The organism is Lactiplantibacillus sp. YT640 (genome assembly GCF_049745435.1).
In the GTDB taxonomy this organism is placed as follows: domain Bacteria; phylum Bacillota; class Bacilli; order Lactobacillales; family Lactobacillaceae; genus Lactiplantibacillus; species Lactiplantibacillus plantarum.
In genome coordinates, this window is sequence record NZ_JBMNVY010000015.1 from 25144 (window position 1) to 44704 (window position 19561).

Below are 19561 nucleotides of genomic sequence, written 5' to 3' on the forward strand. Positions count from 1 at the left end.
ATTAACCGAGCGTATTTATGAAATTATTATTGGTCTATCATTTTTGATTGCAATATGATAAAACGGTCCGCCGACTAGCTGGGGAAGACTAGTCGGCGGACCGTTATTGGTTGCTAGGCCTGTAACCAAGTTGGGGAGACTTGATTAAGCTGTGGCTGCTTGAATGGTTTTAGTTGGTTGGTGTTTGTCGAACTTGGTTTGGAAATTGATTAACCGCATAGCGTTGAAGATAACGACTAAGATACTAGCTTCATGGACAAACATCCCACTGGCCATGTAGATATAACCGAAGATTAGCCCAATCAGTAGGAAGGCCACGGTGGCAATGGCGATGAAGATGTTTTCACGAGTGTTCAAGACAGTCTTCTTGGCGAGACCGTGGGCGTGTACTAATGCGGGGAAGCTTGATTGCATCAAGACGACATCGGATGTGTCGATGGCAACGTCAGTCCCACTACCCATTGCGATTCCGATATCGGCGTTAGCGATTGAAGGACTGTCGTTGATGCCATCTCCAATAAAGGCGACCGTGTTACCGGCTGCTTTTAGTTTCTTAACGTATTCGACTTTTTCTTCTGGTAAGAGGTTGGCGTGAACTTCATCTAGGTTCAATTCGTTGGCAACGGCTTGAGCGGTGAGTTCATTGTCCCCAGTTAACATAACGAGTTTCTTGATTCCTTGGGCTTTTAATGCGGCGAGGGAATCCTTCACGCCTGGACGAATCGTATCGGCAATCCCGAAGATGAGTTGAACTTGTCCGTCGACTGCCATGATAACGGTTGATTGACCACCAGCTTGTAAACCATTGAGATCTTTGAGTTGGGTAGGATTTAGTTTGATATTATGAGCCGTCAACATTTTTTGATTACCAATGACAACTTCTTGTTGACCGACTTGTGCACAGATTCCTTGACCCTTAACGGTTTCAGTGTCATCTAGGACGGGAGAGACCCCCGCTGACTGCTGGTCGGCATAACTGACGATTGCTTGGCCTAACGGATGGTCGGAAACGCCCTCAATAGCGGCAGCGAGAGCTAGTTGATTATCCGCGTTGTTTGTGTAAGTGTGCATGGTTGTAACGGCAGTGTTACCTTCCGTTAAAGTACCGGTCTTATCGAAGACCAGGGTATCGACTTTGGCAAAAGTATCGACGACTTCACCACCCTTGATCAGGATGCCGCGCTTGGCACCATTCCCGATTCCGGCAACGTTTGACACTGGGGCGCCGATAACTAAGGCACCTGGGCAACCGAGAACCAGTACCGTGATTGCTAAGCGGAAGTCACGGGAGAAGGCGAAGACTAAGACTGCTAAAACGAGGACGGCAGGCGTATAATATTGAGCAAAGCGGTCGATGAACTTTTCAGCTTTGGACTTGGTATCTTGAGCTTCTTCAACCAATTCAATAATTTTGGCAAAAGTCGTGTCGTCGCCAACCTGAGTCGCTTTGATCTTCAGATAGCCATTTTCAACCATTGTTCCTGAATAAACCGAATCATCGAGTTGCTTGTTGATTTGGCGTGCTTCACCCGTAATTGAGGCTTCGTTAAGGTAACCGTTACCTTCAACGACGATCCCGTCAACGGGAACCTGGCTCCCGGTTTTAACTAGGACAACGTCACCTTCGTCCACATCATCAACGTCGACTTCTTCGGTGCCATCATCAGTAACTAAAGTTGCGGTAGTTGGTGACATGTCAGTCAAGCCTTTGATTGCGGTCCGCGTCTTCTGCAAGGTCTTGCTTTCGAGATAGGAGCCAAACAAGAAGAGGAAAGTAACGATTGCGGATTCGTTGAATTCACCAATAATGAATGCCCCAATCACTGCGATACTAACTAACAGTTCAATACTGAAAACTTTGTTCCGAAGTGCGCTCCAAGCACGAACCGCAATCGGAATGACGGCAATAATTGAAGCAACTGCTAAAATGACTTGGTAACCGAGCGTAAATTGTAAGAGATATTTACTGAGCATCCCAAGGACAATCAGAATCCCCGTAACTAATGTAATTTGATTCGTATGTTTAGTGAGAAATAATTGGAATTTCATAATTTGCAACTCCTTATTTGATTTGATGACCCTAGTATAGTGAGTTCAGCTTGATGGCAACTTGATAGGCGTCAAGTTTTGCAAAATAACAGTATTAATTCTGGATTGCTGGCAGTGATTATGATTAAAACATGCCATTTTTTAAATTCAAAAGCAGCCAGCTTAGACCCACTGGAAACAGTTCGGGTTAGCGTAAACCTGCTTAGTTCGTTCGTCCTACGCCGACCTCCAGGCATTTCTGCCAATTGCCGGAACGTGGTGGGCACAGATTCGAGCCGAAAAAACACGTCTTAAATACTGGCCTTTCACTAACCAAGCAAAGGACGCTTGCTAAGTGAAATTTCACCACTGGGCATTGTCAGAAACGCCTTCCAGTCGGGACAGTATTCGAATGGCAGACGGAGATGTACCCAACTTTTATTGGACTCATCATTTTTCTTTATAAACAGTAATTTTGTCGAGCAACTGTCAGGTAGAAGGTAACATTTTGATAGCTCACTATTTCGAAATCACTATAGTAATAATCGAACGTCTCGACAAAGTGGTTAATGTAACCTTAAAGTCTCGTTTAAAATTCCATTATCAAAATAGTCAACGACCAATTGTACCAAGTTAAGTGGCCGTTCATCTGCCATTCGAGCGGCTTCCCGACTGGAGGGGCTGGATGACAATGCTCAGTAGCCAAATTATTCTTAGTCGGAAGTGCCTTTCTTCCGGCTTAGAATAAGACTCGTATTTGAGATGACGCGGTTTGTGCGTTAACTCAAATCGACGTCGGCTGCGTTCCAGCAATTGTCATCCAGCCCCGGAGGTCGGAATAGAACGCTCACCGGCTGACGAACAGTAAGCCAACTAAATGGCATGTTTTAATCATGTTTCATGACAAGTTAACGGAAGAATAGGTAGGATGATCAAGTTTGAGTAAACAAGAGGTATAGGAGGGAAAAACGTGGATTATCAAATAACGCAGGCAAATCAGCCCTTGATGCCGGCATACTTTCAGGGGCGTTGGGCGGTCAAGCAAATTGCGGATCGAGACGTGATGTATAGCACTAATTTGGGTGCTGAAATCGATTTTCAAGTCACTGATGCTAGTTTTGTGCGGTTGACATTCTTGCCGTTGGCGTATGAGCTACCGAGTTGGGTGGCGATTCAGATTGATGGCTTGCCTTTTCAACGGCAGGCGGTGACGAATGACCCCCTATGGTTGACACTGGATGGTCGGCCCCACGTGGTACGGGTAGTTTTGAGTGGTAATACTGATGAGGACCGTGTGTGGGATGGCAATCAAGGTTTTGCAGTGAAAGCCCTGACGACAGATGGTGAGTTACAGCCAGTTCAGTTAGGCCGACACAGCGTGACGTGGATTGGGGATTCACTGACGGCCGGCTGCTGGGTCATGGGTAAGCAACCTGCCGAAGATTATCGCGCGGAAGCTAACTATGCGGCGGTTGCGAGTGACTTGTTGAATGCACGGAATGTCCGCATTGCTTATAGTGCCGTTGGTCTCAGTAAACCAGGAACTGGTGGCGTACCGGTACTGCCGGAGGTTTTAACAGCCGTGGATAGTAAAACGACGTGGCAACCAGTACCCACGGATTTAGTTGTGATTAATGTCGGTACTAATGATCGGCATACGGATGATACGACGTTCACGGTAGTTTTGCGCCGCTTCCTTAATCAGGTGCAGGCGCTTTACCCGAATAGCCGGCTTGCTGTAATGATCCCGTTTAATCAGAATTTTGCAGCGATTATTCGTGCGGTCGTGGCCGAATTTATGCAATTGCAACTCATTGAAACGGCTACTTGGCAACTCAGTACCACGGACGGGGTGCATTTAGATTTAGCTGGCTCCCGGATGGCGGGCGAATTAACAGCACAAGCGTTGCGGACACAGTATCCAGATGTTTTTAAATCGTGATCAACCCATCTTATAAAAATCCCGTTTTACTGTAGCAATGTTCTGCTGCAGTGAAACGGGATTTTTTGGTGGCACTACTAGATTTTAAAAATAAACGTTAACGCTGGCGGTGTAGTGATTGCGACTGTAAATACCGGGCCGCAGCGAGCACTTCTTCGGGAATATCCACATGGGCGATGAAGCCCTGACCACGGGGACCATAACCGGTGGGGGTATCCACTAGGCGTTGAAATTCACCGAGTAAGAGTTCAGTAAAATAAGCGGGTTGCCAGCCAGCTACTATTGTGTTTGGCGTAAAGTGCATTGGTTGTAGCCGGTTTAATTGCAAGGTCGCCGGCGCATAGCGAATAAAGTTGGCATTGGGCCAATTGGCTGAGAACGTTAGGGTAGTCCGCCGCGCGAGTAACGGGTCTTGTACGAGTAGAACGTGGCGCCAATCGGTGGGGGCTAACGCGCGGGCATGCGTGGCATTGCTACCGGTATTGGTAGAAGTCTTGTCGAGGCGGATACTACCTTGATAGCCAGTCTTTCGAACAAGCGTCGCCATCAACTCAGCCTCACTAACTTGAGATTTTGGCAGGTTTAAGTTTTGCCGCAAATACTTAGTGGCGTGGCCGATACCGCCCGCAATAATGAGTAGTGGTAATTGATAGTCTTGGGCTAACTGGCCCGCTGCAGTGGCTGTTGCTGGGAGGCTGTTGCCACAAAGGACCAGGCCATCGAGGTGCTCAGGCAAGGCGGTGGTGTGTGTCAACCAAGCCAGACATTGATTGAAAGCGGTCAGTTCGTCCAATTACTTGGCCTCCTTAGTCCCAAAGTGAGCCGCTGCGGCCCCAAAGTTGAACCGTTGGAAGTGAACATTTTGAAAGCCTGCTTGCTGAAACATCGTTGCTAATTGTTGATAGCTTGCAAAGTGACGAGTGGTTTCCTGTAAATAAGAATATTCCTGATATTGATGGGCGAATAAGCGCCCGAATAGTGGGACTACTTTTGTGAAATACCACTGCCAGACTGGTTTAATCAATGGTTGATCGGGTTGAGACGTCTCTAAGCAGACCAAGCGAGCCCCCGGTTTTAGTACGCGATAAATTTCAGTTAAAGCTTGGGCTTTATCAGGCAAGTTGCGGAGTCCGAAGCCAATCGTGACGAGGTCAAAGGTGTTGTCCTTAAACGGAAGATGCATCGCATTGCCGCGGCGCAACCAGACCCGATCGGCAACCGGTTGCTGGGTCACTTTTTGTTGTGCCAGTTTTAACATTGGGGCTGAAAAGTCTAATCCGATGACTTCACCGGGTGCCTGTAATTCTTTAGCCAGCGCGATCGTCCAATCACCCGTACCACAACAGAGGTCGAGAACATGGGCGTTAGGCGCTAAATGGATTTGGGCCATCGTTTGCTTGCGCCAATGACGATGCGTTCCGAGACTGATGATGTTATTCATCCGATCATAGTTCGGCGCGATGGTGTCGAACAAACCTTGGACATTATGTAAATAGCGATTTGCCATAAATGATACCTCCTGATAGTTGCTTTACTTACTACTATAGCAGATGTTAGTTGCCAGTTACCGTGAAAAGGAATGATAATCAATATAAAGCTACGATATTGATTTCGTTGCTGTTAATATTGTTCGTGAATAAACCGTTAAACTAAAGTTAAAATAACATAAAGGCAGTCTCGATTGGTATTTATTAAGTACCAAGCAAGACTGCCTTTTTTGACAGCGCGTTCCTAATCGAAGCCTTAACGTCAAAACGAGTACGCTAGTAATAGCTTAAAAATCATCATCTGCAATTTGAGCTAACAGGTCACGTGATGGAATGAAGAACGCTTGTCCGGATAGTAAGGTGGAGAAAGTTAGTAAAAAGTCACTTTGGTCGACCATGTTTTGCAGCATGCCTTTGGTAACCGTCCAGTGACGGGCATAACCAATGAAGTACGTCCCTGTGTTACCAGCTGCTGGATTGGAGTACGGGACATTCATCCGAACGATTTTTTGTTCGACACCATCAATTTCCAATTTTGAAGCAACGTTGTGAGCATTCTTAAACTTGTCTGCGTCTTCTAACTCGAAGTCGCTGAATTTTTCACGGCCCACGGCTTTTTCCTGATCCTCGGTGTGCATATGTTCCCACACGGGCATATCATGTTGCCATTTCTGTGCAAAGGCGTAAGAACCGTTGATGAATTGGGGATCTTCGTCACCAACTAAGGCATAATCAGCGGCATCTTCTACGGCCGGCGCTTCCGTACCGTCGATAAAGCCAATGATGGCCCGGCCCTCGAAGTAACGAAAGCCCTTCGTCTCATCGAGGACGGTCGTGATTGGCGCTAAAACCCGCTGGAACTGCGTTTGGCATTCGTAGACGACCGCTTCGTTGCTTGCGCGAATGTGGAAGAAGAGGTCGCCGGGTGTTGCTGGCATAGTGTATTTGGGTCCACTTAAGGTGGTGTAAGTTTCTAATTCTTTAGGTTTGGGTGCCAGTTTCAGGTTTGGCGTCTCGGATGCGTAACGAGCGAATGATGGCTTGTGACCGATCTGCAAATTCTTGAAAGACTTCACGGTCGTGTTGCTGATCCTGACGATTTAATTGAAGAACGGTAAATTGAACGTGTTCACCGACATCTTTCCAGACATCTTGGGCGCGATTTGGATTGATTTGCATGGTATATTTCCTCCATAAATTGTTTGATATTGTTAGCGTACATGGTGGTACGGTTAGCGTCAAATAAAGGCAAACGGTGGGTGTGGATAATGACGACATTCGCCAGCATCAGGGGTAGGCGGCCAAACTAACGTGGTATTAAAACATGAGTAATAATGATTATCAAATAAGCGCAAAGCTAGTTTCAAATTTGAAACTGTATTAGTGGGTCCTGTGAGCTATAGCTCACAGGACCCACTAATAATTTAACAAAAATGAAACTTTATCTGTCCTAATTGCGGATAATTGTAATTAAATATCTGTGTAATTACTAAGTAACTTGTAATTCATCGTTTTTAGTAAGGGATAGTTTGAGACATTTAGACGGCTATTACAAGTATATTAATAACTAAACGGATTAGTCAGTTGGAATTGTTGGTGCTTGTAAGACATTAGGAATTAATTGAATAAATAGCCGGTAAGTCTCAATTCTGCTGAGTGTTGGCTGCGTGGTCGCAAGTTGCCAAGCTAACTGGTGAAGACAGTTGCCAAGATAGGTTGCCATAAAATGCCGTTGCTTAGGATGGATGGCTAAGCTAGTTAGCAGCTGTTGGGCAAAACCAACTTCTAATGGGATGACCCGATCGCGACACTGTGCCCATGACACGAGTAAGGGGAGATCCAGATGTGCGCGAAGCGTCGTGACGATTACACTAGCAATGGTTGCGTAAGATGTGGTCGTTAAGTCATTTAACGCTTGTCCTAACTGTTGTAAGGCAATTAAGTATTCAATCACGATGATATCTTCAATATCCTGGTGATGACGATAAAAAGTGGCACGTCCAACGTGGGCATCCAGACAAAGTTGTTTGACAGTCAACTCGTTGAAGGTCTTTTGAGCCTTGAAATTCGCTTGCAGGGCAGTAATCAATTTACGATGAGTTTGATGAGTTCGCTGATCAATATGCAATTGATTGTTCATAATTAATTTTGTCATATGTCAATGATACACCAACTTGTGATATGTCTCAAAACGTCCCTTTTTTAGCATGTGAAAGCGTCTATAATAGCTGTCACAGTTAGATATAGCTGACCAATTAAGGAGATTGTCGACTAATGAAATTAATTACCGTTGAAGAGCATTTTGAATCGGCAGCTGTGACTGCCGCAATGCGTCAAGCTGTTGGTAACGCTGCGTTACCAACAGTTAGTCCAGCGCTACGCCAGTACATGCGTGACAATTTACCGAGTCCTGCAATTATGCAAGACACCCAGCATGAACGACTGGCATTTATGGCTCAGTACGCCTGTCGTTCATCTGAATGGTAATAAGGCATACGTGGAACTACCAACTACGACGCATATGCGCATGATGGTCAATGGTACTTTAGCGGAATTAGAATCATATCGGCGACTGATTTACCGTGTCGAACGCCGTGATACTAAGTGGAAGATTAGTCGATTGACCTCAATTAACGAAAGTGATAATTTACGACCAGTCATTGCGGGACAGAATTTACACGTGATACCTCAAGATTTTAACGGTTTACGGCCCTCGTATCAATTCCTGGCCTATGTCCGACAAGCTGCCGGTGGTCAAATTAGTCAGGACTTATTAGGGACGGATCGACCAGAAGAAGTTGAGCGATTGTACAAGGAAACGAGTGCGTGGTTGCGAGCTGGAGTATAGTTGAAGGTAAAATAAAAAAAGCGATATCATGTAAAATCAAATACTTTTAGCACCTTGTAACCAGCAATAAAAATAATTTAGTACATTCGTTAAAACAACAGACCGTTACTTTGATAAACACAAGTAAATGATGGTCCAAAAAATAAGGTGTGTTGTAATCAATTTCGATTGCAACACACCTTAATTTTCGACGTCTATTAATATGGACCCTACCGGATTTGAACCGACGACCTCCTGCATGCGAAGCAGGCGCTCTCCCAACTGAGCTAAGGGCCCAATACAACTTTTAGTATACCGCAAAATGCTAGTCGTGCAAGTCTAGTTTCGTTATCAATGGCGGCTAGCACGATGATTTTGATTACCACGAATTTTATGCACTCGTCGTTTGTACTGTGCTTTTTGGTTGCTGACAAACTTGAAGTGTTGCATTTTGCCGCCGAAAACTTGCCCATTCAGCCTTAATTTTAGCCAATCTTGCATGACGGCCATCATTGAATTAATTTGGGTGATACGTAATTTGTCGTGTTGTTGTTGTGCTAGTGGTAATAAATTAGTAGCTAACTGGTTAACTAATTTCTGATGGTAGGCCATTAATTCGGGTGTTAATGGGGCATCAGTATAAGTATTAAATAATTTTTGAATTGTTTGAAGCGCATCTTTGATGTCGGTTGGTTGATAATAACGATCGTCTGTATTCGTCAAGTTAATTTCCCCTTTGTCATTTTAGTATAGCAAATTTTATTTAAAAAGCATGGTTTAGCGTGGTCAAAGTCAGCGATGGCGGTTACAATAGGGATAAATTTAGGAGGTGCGCATCATGACCACAGTAACCGCATTGGAAACTCAAGCAGGCCAAGTCTTGGATCAGTCCTACGCCCAGTTTAAACAAGCCCAGTTGGCGCTGGGCAAAGAGCAGATATTTGCTAACGCTGCTCAGATTTTTACTGTTGGTGAAATTGCTGCTGCGACACGGCAATATTTATTTGACGAAGAGATCGCACAGCAAGTGATCAAGTTGCAAGACCAGGTATTACCGACCATGTATCAACAGGGACAAAGTGGCGAATTCTTGAAGTTGAACTTTACGGGTAATGATATTCGATGGCTATTAGGATTACCGCGAACGCATCATCGCCAACGAATATCTAAATAGTCCAAATTAACCGAACGTTTGGTCGTAATTAAATTGAAATTTAACCGAATTTCCAGGAATTGTCACTGGAAATTCGGCTTTTTAAAATAAAAATAACTTTTTTTCGTCAAAGTTGCTAAATGGTCTCAAATTTTAGTAATAAAACGATGCCGATATGATAGGGTTTCAGCGCGGAAATGTTACGATGGCTAATTATTGTTACGGTTTTGTAACTTTCGTAACATATTGTTATTTTGCTGGTATTGGTATGTAACACAAATTGAGTAGTATAGACGTTGGCTTGAAGTACATACGTGACATTCTTTTTGGAGTGATCATTATTAAAGTGAAAGTAAATATTAAACAAGTGATGTTAGGAACTGCTGCTTTAGCTGGTATGTTAGTTACTAGTCAAGCAGTTGCCAATGCCGATTCAATGACAATCAAAGCAGGGGACACTGTTTGGGCATACGCACAAAAGTACAATGTTTCTGTTGACAAGATTGCTGAAGCTAATGGTTTAAGCAATCCTAATATGATTATTGCTGGTAAGACCATCAATATTCCTGGTGTTAAGACCGGTGAAAAGGTTACGGCTAAGAAGACCGCTGCTAGTGCAAGCAGTGCCAAGTCGACTAGTGCTGCAACTTCAACGAGTTCACAAGCTGCTAGTTCAACTACTAGTGCTGCTGCAACCAGCTCATCAACTACTAGTGCAAGTAGTACGAGCCAAGCAGTATCAAGTAGCTCAGTAGCTGCGCAATCGAGTAGTACTTCAACTGCTAGTGCAAGCAGTGTAACTTCAAGTGCTTCAACGAGTTCAGTAGTTTCACAAGCTAGTTCAAGTGCTGTAACTAGTTCAGCAACTTCACAAAGCTCTGCTAGCCAAAGTTCAGCTTCACAAGCATCACAAAGCTCAACTTCAGTAGCATCGTCTACTAGCACGCAATCAGCTGCTACTTCAACGAGTTCACAAGCTAGCTCAACTGCAAGTAACACAACAACGAACAGTTCATCAACAACGACTGCTGCTGCAACAGCCTACCGTGCTTCAGCAACAACTAGTTCAACTGCATCATACAGTTCAGTAATTGCTGCTGGCAAGACTTTCATTGGCACACCTTACGAACAAATGGATTGCTCTGCATTCACGCAAGCTGCCTTTGCTAAGGTTGGTCGTTCAATTGGTCGGACTACTTATGCCCAAGCAACGATTGGTACTCACGTATCATTCAGCCAAGCACAAGCTGGCGACTTGGTCTTCTGGGGTTCTGATTCAGCACCTTACCACGTTGGGATTTACTTAGGCGGTGGCCAATACATCGCATCACCAACTTACCGCGAATCTGTTTCAATTAAGAGCACTGCTTACTATACACCAAGCTTTGCTATCCACATGTAATTAACGTTCCTTAAATGGACAAATAGCATCATCTTAGTTCGTCAGAATTAGGATGATGCTATTTTTGTATGCGTGAGCGATATTAATTGTTTTCTGGAGTTTGGCTACTTTATTCAAAATAACGTGATGATTTAGTGTGTGAATCCGTATTTCTTAGGTGCCGCGTCATGATGATAGACAATGTGGGCTTGGTTTAAGTCATGGACAGCCTTGGTCAGGTCATCCATGAAATCGTGGGCCATATTCATGCCAAAGTCAGCCCGAACGACGATTCGTTGGATGACTTGTTGTTCCAGGTTAGCAGGTAAAGGATACGTTGGTACTTGCCAACCGTTCATTAATAGGCGATCCGATAAATCATAAAGGGTCCATTCGCGATCTTCGCGCGGGGCTAGTTGGTAACAAATCAGAGGGAGTTGGTGTCCGTTATTGATCATCTTAAACTCACCAACTTTATCCAGAGCGGCTGCCAGGTAGCGGGCAACATCGTGAGTCTTTGTTTGAATCTCGCGGTAACCGTCCATACCGAAGCGAATGAAATTATAGTATTGTCCAATGAGCTGGGCTGCGCTATGTGAGAAGTTGATCGCCATTGTCGGCAACTCCCCACCTAAATAACTAACTTTGAAGACTAATTCTGGCGGTAAAAACTGACGATCACGCCAAACGACCCAGCCGACCCCGGGATAAACTAAACCGTACTTGTGCCCGGAGGCGTTGATCGAAACGACGTTAGCCAACCGGAAGTCCCAGATGAGTTGCGGCTCAATAAATGGGGTATAGAAGCCACCTGACGCTGCGTCAACGTGAATGTAGACTGGTAATTTGGGATGCTGATGATTGTAGTGAGTAACGACCTTATCGAGTGCGGCTAGGTCGTCATATTGACCGGTATAAGTGATGCCCATGATACCGACGATACCAATTGTGTATTCGTCCACGTAGTCTAAGACGTGGTTAACGTCAAGGGCCATGTGTTGCTCATCCATTGGGACCACGTGTATGTCAACGTCCCAGTAGACACAAAACTTTTCCCAGCAAACTTGATAGCCAGCCGAAATAACGAGGTTAGGTCGATGGGCATTCAGATCTAAACCTGCCGCTTGAGCGCGTTTACGCCAGGCGAATTTCATTGCTAAACCGCCTAACATACAAGCTTCAGAGGAGCCAATCGTAGAGGTACCCGTAAAGTGTTCGTCATCAGGTGCGTGCCACAGATTGGCAATAATGTTCACACACCGATTTTCAATCTCGGCCGTGCGGGGGTACTCAGATTTGTCGATGGCATTCTTAGCCAGCGTATCCTTCATCAATTCAACGGCTTCGGGTTCCATATAGGTCTGACAAAAAGTTGCCAGGTTCAGTCGTGAATTGCCTTCATCTAATAATTCATCACGAACTAAGCGATCGGCTTCTCGAGGGGATAATGAATGCTTTGGTAACCGATACTTAGGAAGATCATGTTGTTCAGAAGGCGCACCAAAGACTGGTTCCAAGTATTCTTCAGCTTCATGATTGTGTTTACCGTATAACATTGCCATGTTGGTCACCCTTATCTTTATAAGTTGTGCCGAGTATAGCACGAGGTGATAACAGGGTAAATTAAAATGCAATCTGGATGGTAGGTAACAAAAAAACTGGTCGAATGGACGACCAGTTTTTAGTGAGGATCTTTGCCCCAATTAGGCTTTATCGCTGAACTAGCAGTTAAGCTTTGGCTTTGCTATTCATGAATTTCTTCAACAGTTGCAATTCTTCCTGAGTTGGCGTTGCTTCACCAGATTTAATGTTGTGAATCCGTTCAACTGATAATTGACTGCCAAACGCAAGGTCGTTATCTGTAAGATGGTGCTCGCGTTCAAAACTGATGAGCTTTTCTGATAATTGACTTAATGGTAGTTCCATGCTCCTCACCCCGATTTTTAGAATTCGTAAAAGTTCAGTGCCATATACCTGCTACTTTTATTATAACCTTAATTGGTCTGAAGCGGGGAACGAATACCATCCTATTTTGTAATTGGTTGTTTTAATTGATCTTGTAGGTGGACTAGAATATCAGTAATCTCATGGGGAAGCTGGTCATGATTGTTGTGTTGATATTGATCAATGAAGTTAGCCCGAATTCCTAAACGAGTGGCGACCAAGTTACGGTAGTCTGCATTGGCATAATCAACTGGGAAATCAGCTAACTTTAGGTTTTGCATGTGCTCCAAGCCTGCGAATGACTCCCACTTGGTCGTATCATTGACAATGGCTTCCAGCGCACCCAAGGTAATTTCCTTAGGAATCTTCTTATCGCCAAAGAAGCCAGTATTCAATAGGTAACAATCTAAATGGCGTTCTTCGAAGAGTGCCTTGAAATCATGGTAATCTTCTGATAGTGGATAGACCCTAAATGGGTTTGCAAATGGTTCGATCACTAGGGCGTTACGGTCGACATTACCAATAATATTTTCGGCCGAGCTCCGTTTGGTCGCTAAAGTGGCGCCGAATGTCGCTGCTAATACGGGATCATCTACTTTAATCACGGGTGGTAAGCTATCATCTTTCATAATCCAGAAGATTGCATTGATGGGAGCGGCTTCCTTATCAACCCGGTTAGTCGAAGCGTACCGTGACTTGATCGTCCGGCCGTTACCGTTGCGTAGGTCTTCAGTGACAAGGACCTTGCGACCCTGATCGTCTAAGGTGACGCCGACGTTTTGGATCGTCATAAAATACTTGGTCTCCTCGGACGTCATCGGATAGTCATTGGTTTTGTCAAAGTAAGAAGGCTCGAGGGCCACGGAACTACCATCCTTGCGATTGATGACAAAGGCGTCGTCGTGGAGAACGGTGATATCGTATTTATAGCCGTGTTTAGCGTGGGTTAGTGTTGACTTACCGGAACCTGATAACCCGAACATGGCGAAGACTTGGTCTTGCTTGTTCTTGAAGTGGAAGGCCTTCAAGCCACCGTGACAAGCAACGAAGCCGTGACGATGGGCGATCGACCAAGCTAAGGTCAAAGTCGATTTCTTCAACTCACCAAAGTATGGCATTCCTAGAATGGCAGCCGTATTATGTTGCGGATCAAAAATAGCCAGGCCGTCTGGATAATCTGGATCATGGTAAGTAGGGTCAGCGTAAATGTAAATATCGCCTTCTGGATAGGCAACGGACCGATCGAACATTTCTTGATAAGCAGTGGTGATGGGCTGGAAGTTAAGCATGTAAGAAAGTAGATTATTGGCAAAGCCGTCCGGAATCGCGAGGTGGGCCCGCACGATGAAATCTTCGTCTAAACCGACTAGAACGTCCGTCGTGATGAAGTCCTTGTGAGCACTAGCAAATAGTGCTTGGCGTAGGCGTCCGGCCATATCGGCTTCACTAACGCCCGGGTTGCCTAGAATCCGGCGCGCTTGTGCGGTTCGGCCAACAACCTTACCTGTATTGGCAATTAACATTTTTGCATCAGCTGGTAAGCCTAAATCCGTTGCGCGATAGATTGGGAGGTCCGTAATAACGGTTCCGGGGTCCTTGGTGGCGCGGTGGTAGGCGGCGGCGACATCATCAACGTGGTGCATATTGTTACCGTAAAAGGCCGTTTCAACGGTAGAACGGATCTGTGAAAAGATCGGATTATGACGACCGATATCGGCTAATTGATAAGAATTTTTAGTGCTCATATTGTAGCCTCCCTGCAAGTTGATAAGTTAATTTTAGCACAAACTTTCACATAAGAAAGCGTTTTCTTTTTTGGCTGATGAATAGCTGCTAGTGCGTTTAGACGATTAAGACGTTAAGCCGCAGTGGTTGTTAACTAACTTGTAGTTGGAAGTACTCGCGGATTTTATTGATAAGTAATGATCATTTTGATAGTTGAGGCTGTTATTAATTAACTTTCCAATTAAATTATCACTTGCGTTCAAAGCTATATTAGTATAGTTTATTAAAAGAGAATGATTGAAAATCAGTGATAGGGAGGCACCTTTCTTGCCACGAAGAAGGAACACGCAACGGCGAATGGAGATTGTTAATACAGCGTTTCGCTTGTTTGCCGAGCAGGGGTATGCGAACGTTCAGATGAAGGACATTGCCATTGCCTGTGATATCAGTAAGTCGTTGCTACAACACTATTTCCCGAAGAAAATCGTTTTATTAAGTACGATGTTAAATGAGTTGACGCTTAGTGCTTTTATCTATAGTAATGAACAGCTGACCATGCTGTCTTCGTATCAGCGAACAATGATTCAAATGAGCTTTGTTTTGCGGATGTTAGATGAAAATCCGACCATGGAACACTTTATTCAGGACATCTTCGAGAGTCCGGAACTGACGACTGAGATGGTGCTAGTGACACTAGACTGGCTAGAAGCTATCGGCGTAGAAGGTGAAGCTGCTATGATTAGATACGCGTTGAACTTCGCGTTATCTGGTGGTATGGCTGTTTTTTTCAAGCGTAAAATTCTAAGAGCTAGTGTTGGCATGATTGCAGAAAATATCGACCAAGCGTTTTACTTGTTATTAGGTGAGAATACTGAGAAAATTGATCAAATTTATTTGAGCACAGCCAAGTATAATACTGACTATTATTATCAGCAATTCATCACGTATCTGCATAAACACGCGACCCTTGACTTGAGTACTGAAATAAAAATTTAATATTAAAGTAATCTAAATTACTTGTATTTCGTAAAATATACTAGTACACTTTAAAGCGGGGAAATGATAAACGACGCTTACTAATTTATGAAAAAAGTATGGGGCGAATTATGATTGGGAATTTAATGATAATTCGACTAGTGAAAGGGAGACTTGAATAATGAATGAAGATATGGAATTTTTTAATCGCTTTAGCCATATGTATTTACATGGCTTTAAAAACTTATCAGATATGTTTGCTGAACCTGCAACGGAACATGGGATTACTTTGGATGAATTTTACATTTTATATGATATTGCTGAAGCAAAAGGTAAGATCCGTCTGATGGATATTGCCGAAAGTCACGGTGTGACGCGTTCAGCAATCTCACGCTTAATTGGTCGCTTATTACGGAAAGATTACTTATATCAAGAAGCTGAAGACCATGACCGTCGTAACAAAGTTTTAAAGTTAACACCAGAAGGCGCTCGAATTGAACATGAAGTCTTTACTGAATTGATTCAACGCAACCGGGAATGGCGTCAAAGCTTCAGTTTAGCTAAACAATATCAGACTTTGAACTTGGTTGAAGAGTTTATGGACAAGTTTGTTAATGAAGATGCTAGCAAGCAAACTAAAAAGACAACGTATGCTGATACTGATTTGAAGCGGGCTGAAGCTTAATTGGGTGTCAGTTACAATTAAAGATAATTACAAAAACAACCCTGTTGGCGTCTTTTGGTGCTAACAGGGTTGTTTTTATAATCATTAATGACCACTGATCGTGATTCGGAAATGATCAAGACGATAGGTGCTATGAAGTCTCGATGGTAATAGGTGTCAAGCTGGTTGTTTGCGCTATCAGATATAATCCGTGCTTGTACTTAAAATAAGACTTATTAGTAATTATTTTTGGAAAAAGTGAGCGCTTACTGTTTGTATAGTAGTCACATTGATTGGGTGATTTGTATAAATAAGACGAGCGGACAAATACTCGTCTTACTCATATGAACTTTGGTTGCCTTTTAACCTAATAGCGCGTTCAAGGTTTGGTTAGGAGCTTGCTTGATATTGCAGAATTAATATCAAGTTTAAGAGTGATTAAACTTATATGCGAATTTTAAAACACAAAAAAATATTTTATTGTACAAAGTAAATATCCTATTTATTCTTCTTTATAAAAAATTTGATTCAACTCGCGATATTTACTCGGAGTAATATCGAATTCTTTTTGAAACTGGCGTGCAAATTCGGCGCTATTGTAGAAGTTGATTCTTTCTGCAATTTCACCTATAGGAAGATGGGTATTAATTAATAATTGCTTTGCTCGCTGTAATTTAGCGTGGCGAATGTAGAAGTTGATGGTAAACCCTAGTTCTTTACGAAATTTACGCTTAGTGTATTCAGGATCTAACGTCAGTTCTTCTAAGATGGTATTTGCTCTTAATGGCTCATCACAATGATTATCAATATAATAGACAACTAGCGCGACTTGCTTAGAGAGGCGGGTACCATCAATTGGAATATCAAGTGTATCAAGATTGCTAAAATAATTGTTGACGATTGACTCTAAAAGTGGCATAAAATCATCATTCGTTAGTGTTGTTGTTGTGAGGTAATGCAAAATGTCCTTTCTTAAGTTAACGAATGTGATCATGTTCAAATAATGATAAAAGCTGACACTTGCTAGATCACAGGTTAGTGAAATTAAGGCTTCTTTTAGAATGAGTGGGCGGACGTTGTATAAGTTATCCTTGATTTTGTGATTAAATCTATTGATATGTTCCAAGGCGTAGTCAAGACAACGCTTTTCGAAAAAATAACTTAAATCATGTTCCAATATAGCAAAATCAAAATTGAAATCGCGTTCTGTTTGAGAAAGTTTGAGCTCTGGAAAATTCAATGGACAGTTCCTCCCCCATAAGTTACAAAAATAGTGAATTTTATACAAATAGTAAACGTACATAATAGTGTACTTGATTAACTTTAATTGGTTCAAGGATAATGACTGATTTAAGTTATCCAGTATAGACATATAAATATTCTCCGTCAATTAGTTTGCTAAAAGTTTATTAATAAAGGTGAATTTATAATATTGATTTAAATATTAATATGTTTGTACAAAAAGGTATTACGCGCTATTGATGAAGAAGATTAATATGCTAATTAAATTTTAGGGGGAATTGACTTATGACAAAGTCACGTACGCTCAAAGCAGCTATGCTGGTTTCAGTAGCCAGTATTGCTTGTTTATCATTCAATAATTTAGGAGCTTCCGCGGACACCTTGCCTTCAACTGGAAAGTCTCAAGCAGATGTTTCGTTTACGTCTAACGGTGGTTCGACTAATCCTGTTGATCCAGACAATCCGGATAATCCTGGCGGCGGTGGTACTGGGAACAACGGGCCACTTTCGTTAGATGCGGTACCAACGTATCTTAATTTTGGGACGCATACGCAACCTAATGTTGATACGGCCTACACTTTACTTTCAAAAGATGCTAGTCAGGAGAGCCTTGCGACAGCTAATGATGATAAGACCCAAAATGTGACGACTAGTGGTAAGAAAAATGGTAATGATATCATTTACACGCAAGTTTCTGACTCACGGGGGACTGGTGCTGGCTGGCAATTAAAGGCACAGCTTTCTGATATTACGGCTTCTGACGGCCAAGTGTTAACGAACGCGTCAGTTGTTTTAAGTGGTGGGACACCACAATATCTGACAGGGGAAGCTAATCAACAATCTTGGGTCACTGCGGCGGATGCGAACCAGGCAACCGTTGCAACACCAATTGTGCTCAATGCCGGCGCTTCATCGACAACCGATGTTGCAACAGCCACGGCAGGGTCTAAAGTTGGTGACGGTCAAGGTATGGGGGTCAACCAACAATACTGGAATATTAATAATGTGCAATTACATGTTAAAGGTGGTCACGCAGCCGCTAAGAATTATTCAGGGAATATTGTTTGGACATTGAACTCGACACCAACGGCTTAATGAACGAAAACGAGTGGCTATGTTGAATAGTTAACTCGTTTTTTTGAAGGGAGGCCCTTTTATGAACGGCTGGAATAAGAAGCTATTATTAGGGATGTTAACCCTAATAATGACTTTGTTGGCTGGTATGACTGTGATTGGCCATGCTGCTGACACGGCCAATAATGCGGTAACTTTTGATGTTCAGCCAATGCTTAATGAAAAGCAACAATTATCAAAGGACGCTTATTATTGGGATTTTAAAATTCAACCGAAGAGAACATATTCGTTAGCGATGCGTGTTAATAATCGCTCAAATCATGAAATTAAAGTCAAAAATCAATTCCTACAATCGTATACTAATGCGAAAGGTGTTATTGATTATGGTGCTGCTAATCTGAATGATGATACTAGTTTAAAAGTAAAACTAGCTGATATTATTACCGTACCGGATGAGGAAACGACGATCCCAGCTAATAAATCACGGATCGTGCGGGCACAGTTAAAAACGCCAACGAAATTGAACAAAGGGATTATTTTAGGAAGTTGGCAAGTTAAAATTGCAGATCAACATCTTAAAACCAAGGGGGCGACGTTAACTAGCGAATATGCCTACAATGTGGGGATCAAACTAACGTCAAATCGTGATCCATTGCCAAAATTACGCTTGGCTGATGTTCAATTAAAAAAGCGGAGTGGCATCAAGACAGTTATCGGTAATATTCAAAATTACTACGCTTCAATTCTAGGCAAAGGGACTGTCACTGCCTACGTTAGCAAAGCTGGGCAGACCAAAAAGCTCGCGGTGGCTGATCTAAAAAGTAGTTCGATGGCTCCTAATTCTAACTTTGACTTACCGTTAAAGTGGCGTACTAATCGGGGGATCATTTTACCTGGGACTTACACTCTATACGTCAAGTATCGAACTACGGATGAAAAGTTCGCTAAGCCGCATGTCTGGTCGCTAAAGCAAGATTTTGTAGTTGGCGCTACGGATGCTGTTAACGTCACGTCTCCAACTACTTGGGGTTGGTTGATTGGTATCGTGTTGTTAGTATTATTGCTCATTGCTTTAATCATATTCTGGGTAATTAAACGGCGTCAAAATAAGCGCTAAGG

General features: G+C 43.2%; 18 protein-coding genes, 1 tRNA gene and 1 pseudogene. 9 read left to right on the forward strand and 11 right to left on the reverse strand.

The features are described 5' to 3' along the window. Window positions 1–144 precede the first annotated feature (144 nt). Window positions 145–2049: a heavy metal translocating P-type ATPase gene (locus ACOV1R_RS10150; protein WP_003645579.1), complete on the reverse strand. Its 1905-nt coding sequence runs from the start codon at window positions 2047–2049 to the stop codon at window positions 145–147. Window positions 2050–2998: 949 nt separating this feature from the next. On the opposite strand from ACOV1R_RS10150, the gene ACOV1R_RS10155 reads away from it, so the two are divergent. Beyond that, on the forward strand, window positions 2999–3970 hold the full coding sequence (locus ACOV1R_RS10155) for an SGNH/GDSL hydrolase family protein (RefSeq protein WP_015379515.1): 972 nt from the start codon (window positions 2999–3001) through the stop codon (window positions 3968–3970). A 97-nt stretch (window positions 3971–4067) separates the two neighbouring features. Here the strand turns inward: ACOV1R_RS10155 and ACOV1R_RS10160 are convergent, their stop codons facing one another. The 4 genes and pseudogenes from ACOV1R_RS10160 to ACOV1R_RS10175 all read right to left on the reverse strand — a co-directional run bounded on the left by ACOV1R_RS10160 (window position 4068) and on the right by ACOV1R_RS10175 (window position 7612). Beyond that, a complete protein-coding gene (locus ACOV1R_RS10160) occupies window positions 4068–4763 on the reverse strand; it encodes a YdcF family protein (protein WP_015379514.1) in 696 nt (231 codons plus the stop codon). Then, window positions 4764–5477, reverse strand: a complete 714-nt coding sequence (locus ACOV1R_RS10165) for a demethylmenaquinone methyltransferase (RefSeq protein WP_016511493.1) — start codon at window positions 5475–5477, stop codon at window positions 4764–4766. 267 nt (window positions 5478–5744) lie between these two features. After that, window positions 5745–6636, reverse strand: a pseudogene (locus tag ACOV1R_RS10170) (Dyp-type peroxidase). A 397-nt stretch (window positions 6637–7033) separates the two neighbouring features. Further along, window positions 7034–7612 (reverse strand): TetR/AcrR family transcriptional regulator, encoded by a 579-nt coding sequence (locus ACOV1R_RS10175; RefSeq protein ID WP_217203289.1) that lies wholly within the window; start codon window positions 7610–7612, stop codon window positions 7034–7036. Between the two features lie 119 nt (window positions 7613–7731). Here ACOV1R_RS10175 and ACOV1R_RS10180 point away from each other — a divergent pair, with 119 nt between their 5' ends. Both ACOV1R_RS10180 and ACOV1R_RS10185 read left to right on the forward strand, forming a co-directional pair. Then, window positions 7732–7944: a hypothetical protein gene (locus tag ACOV1R_RS10180; protein ID WP_003645526.1), complete on the forward strand. Its 213-nt coding sequence runs from the start codon at window positions 7732–7734 to the stop codon at window positions 7942–7944. Between the two features lie 10 nt (window positions 7945–7954). Then, window positions 7955–8305: a hypothetical protein gene (locus ACOV1R_RS10185; RefSeq protein ID WP_015379511.1), complete on the forward strand. Its 351-nt coding sequence runs from the start codon at window positions 7955–7957 to the stop codon at window positions 8303–8305. Between the two features lie 203 nt (window positions 8306–8508). On the opposite strand, the gene ACOV1R_RS10190 is transcribed toward ACOV1R_RS10185, so the two are convergent. Beyond that, a tRNA-Ala gene (locus tag ACOV1R_RS10190) sits at window positions 8509–8581 on the reverse strand. Between the two features lie 54 nt (window positions 8582–8635). Then, window positions 8636–9007: a hypothetical protein gene (locus tag ACOV1R_RS10195; protein WP_003645528.1), complete on the reverse strand. Its 372-nt coding sequence runs from the start codon at window positions 9005–9007 to the stop codon at window positions 8636–8638. Window positions 9008–9122: 115 nt separating this feature from the next. Between ACOV1R_RS10195 and ACOV1R_RS10200 the strand changes: the two genes are divergently transcribed. Beyond that, on the forward strand, window positions 9123–9458 hold the full coding sequence (locus tag ACOV1R_RS10200) for a hypothetical protein (protein WP_003645529.1): 336 nt from the start codon (window positions 9123–9125) through the stop codon (window positions 9456–9458). Between the two features lie 325 nt (window positions 9459–9783). Beyond that, window positions 9784–10839, forward strand: a complete 1056-nt coding sequence (locus ACOV1R_RS10205) for a C40 family peptidase (RefSeq protein ID WP_033617658.1) — start codon at window positions 9784–9786, stop codon at window positions 10837–10839. Between the two features lie 131 nt (window positions 10840–10970). Here the strand turns inward: ACOV1R_RS10205 and ACOV1R_RS10210 are convergent, their stop codons facing one another. The 3 genes from ACOV1R_RS10210 to ACOV1R_RS10220 all read right to left on the reverse strand — a co-directional run bounded on the left by ACOV1R_RS10210 (window position 10971) and on the right by ACOV1R_RS10220 (window position 14507). Beyond that, complete coding sequence (locus ACOV1R_RS10210) at window positions 10971–12374, reverse strand: glutamate decarboxylase (protein ID WP_027822460.1); 1404 nt, start codon at window positions 12372–12374, stop codon at window positions 10971–10973. A gap of 172 nt (window positions 12375–12546) precedes the next feature. Then, window positions 12547–12744 (reverse strand): LBP_cg2779 family protein, encoded by a 198-nt coding sequence (locus ACOV1R_RS10215; protein WP_003643006.1) that lies wholly within the window; start codon window positions 12742–12744, stop codon window positions 12547–12549. 101 nt (window positions 12745–12845) lie between these two features. Next, window positions 12846–14507 carry a phosphoenolpyruvate carboxykinase (ATP) gene (locus ACOV1R_RS10220; protein WP_054519152.1) on the reverse strand — a complete coding sequence of 554 codons (1662 nt, stop codon included), beginning with the start codon at window positions 14505–14507 and terminating at the stop codon, window positions 12846–12848. Between the two features lie 337 nt (window positions 14508–14844). Here ACOV1R_RS10220 and ACOV1R_RS10225 point away from each other — a divergent pair, with 337 nt between their 5' ends. Beyond that, a complete protein-coding gene (locus ACOV1R_RS10225) occupies window positions 14845–15483 on the forward strand; it encodes a TetR/AcrR family transcriptional regulator (protein ID WP_003645533.1) in 639 nt (212 codons plus the stop codon). A 160-nt stretch (window positions 15484–15643) separates the two neighbouring features. After that, a complete protein-coding gene (locus ACOV1R_RS10230; RefSeq protein WP_003643528.1) occupies window positions 15644–16147 on the forward strand; it encodes a MarR family winged helix-turn-helix transcriptional regulator in 504 nt (167 codons plus the stop codon). Between the two features lie 481 nt (window positions 16148–16628). On the opposite strand, the gene ACOV1R_RS10235 is transcribed toward ACOV1R_RS10230, so the two are convergent. After that, a complete protein-coding gene (locus tag ACOV1R_RS10235) occupies window positions 16629–17366 on the reverse strand; it encodes a helix-turn-helix transcriptional regulator (protein ID WP_003643527.1) in 738 nt (245 codons plus the stop codon). Between the two features lie 287 nt (window positions 17367–17653). Here ACOV1R_RS10235 and ACOV1R_RS10240 point away from each other — a divergent pair, with 287 nt between their 5' ends. Further along, window positions 17654–18463: a WxL domain-containing protein gene (locus ACOV1R_RS10240; RefSeq protein ID WP_003643001.1), complete on the forward strand. Its 810-nt coding sequence runs from the start codon at window positions 17654–17656 to the stop codon at window positions 18461–18463. A gap of 61 nt (window positions 18464–18524) precedes the next feature. Further along, complete coding sequence (locus tag ACOV1R_RS10245) at window positions 18525–19559, forward strand: DUF916 and DUF3324 domain-containing protein (protein ID WP_015379506.1); 1035 nt, start codon at window positions 18525–18527, stop codon at window positions 19557–19559. Window positions 19560–19561 lie beyond the last annotated feature (2 nt).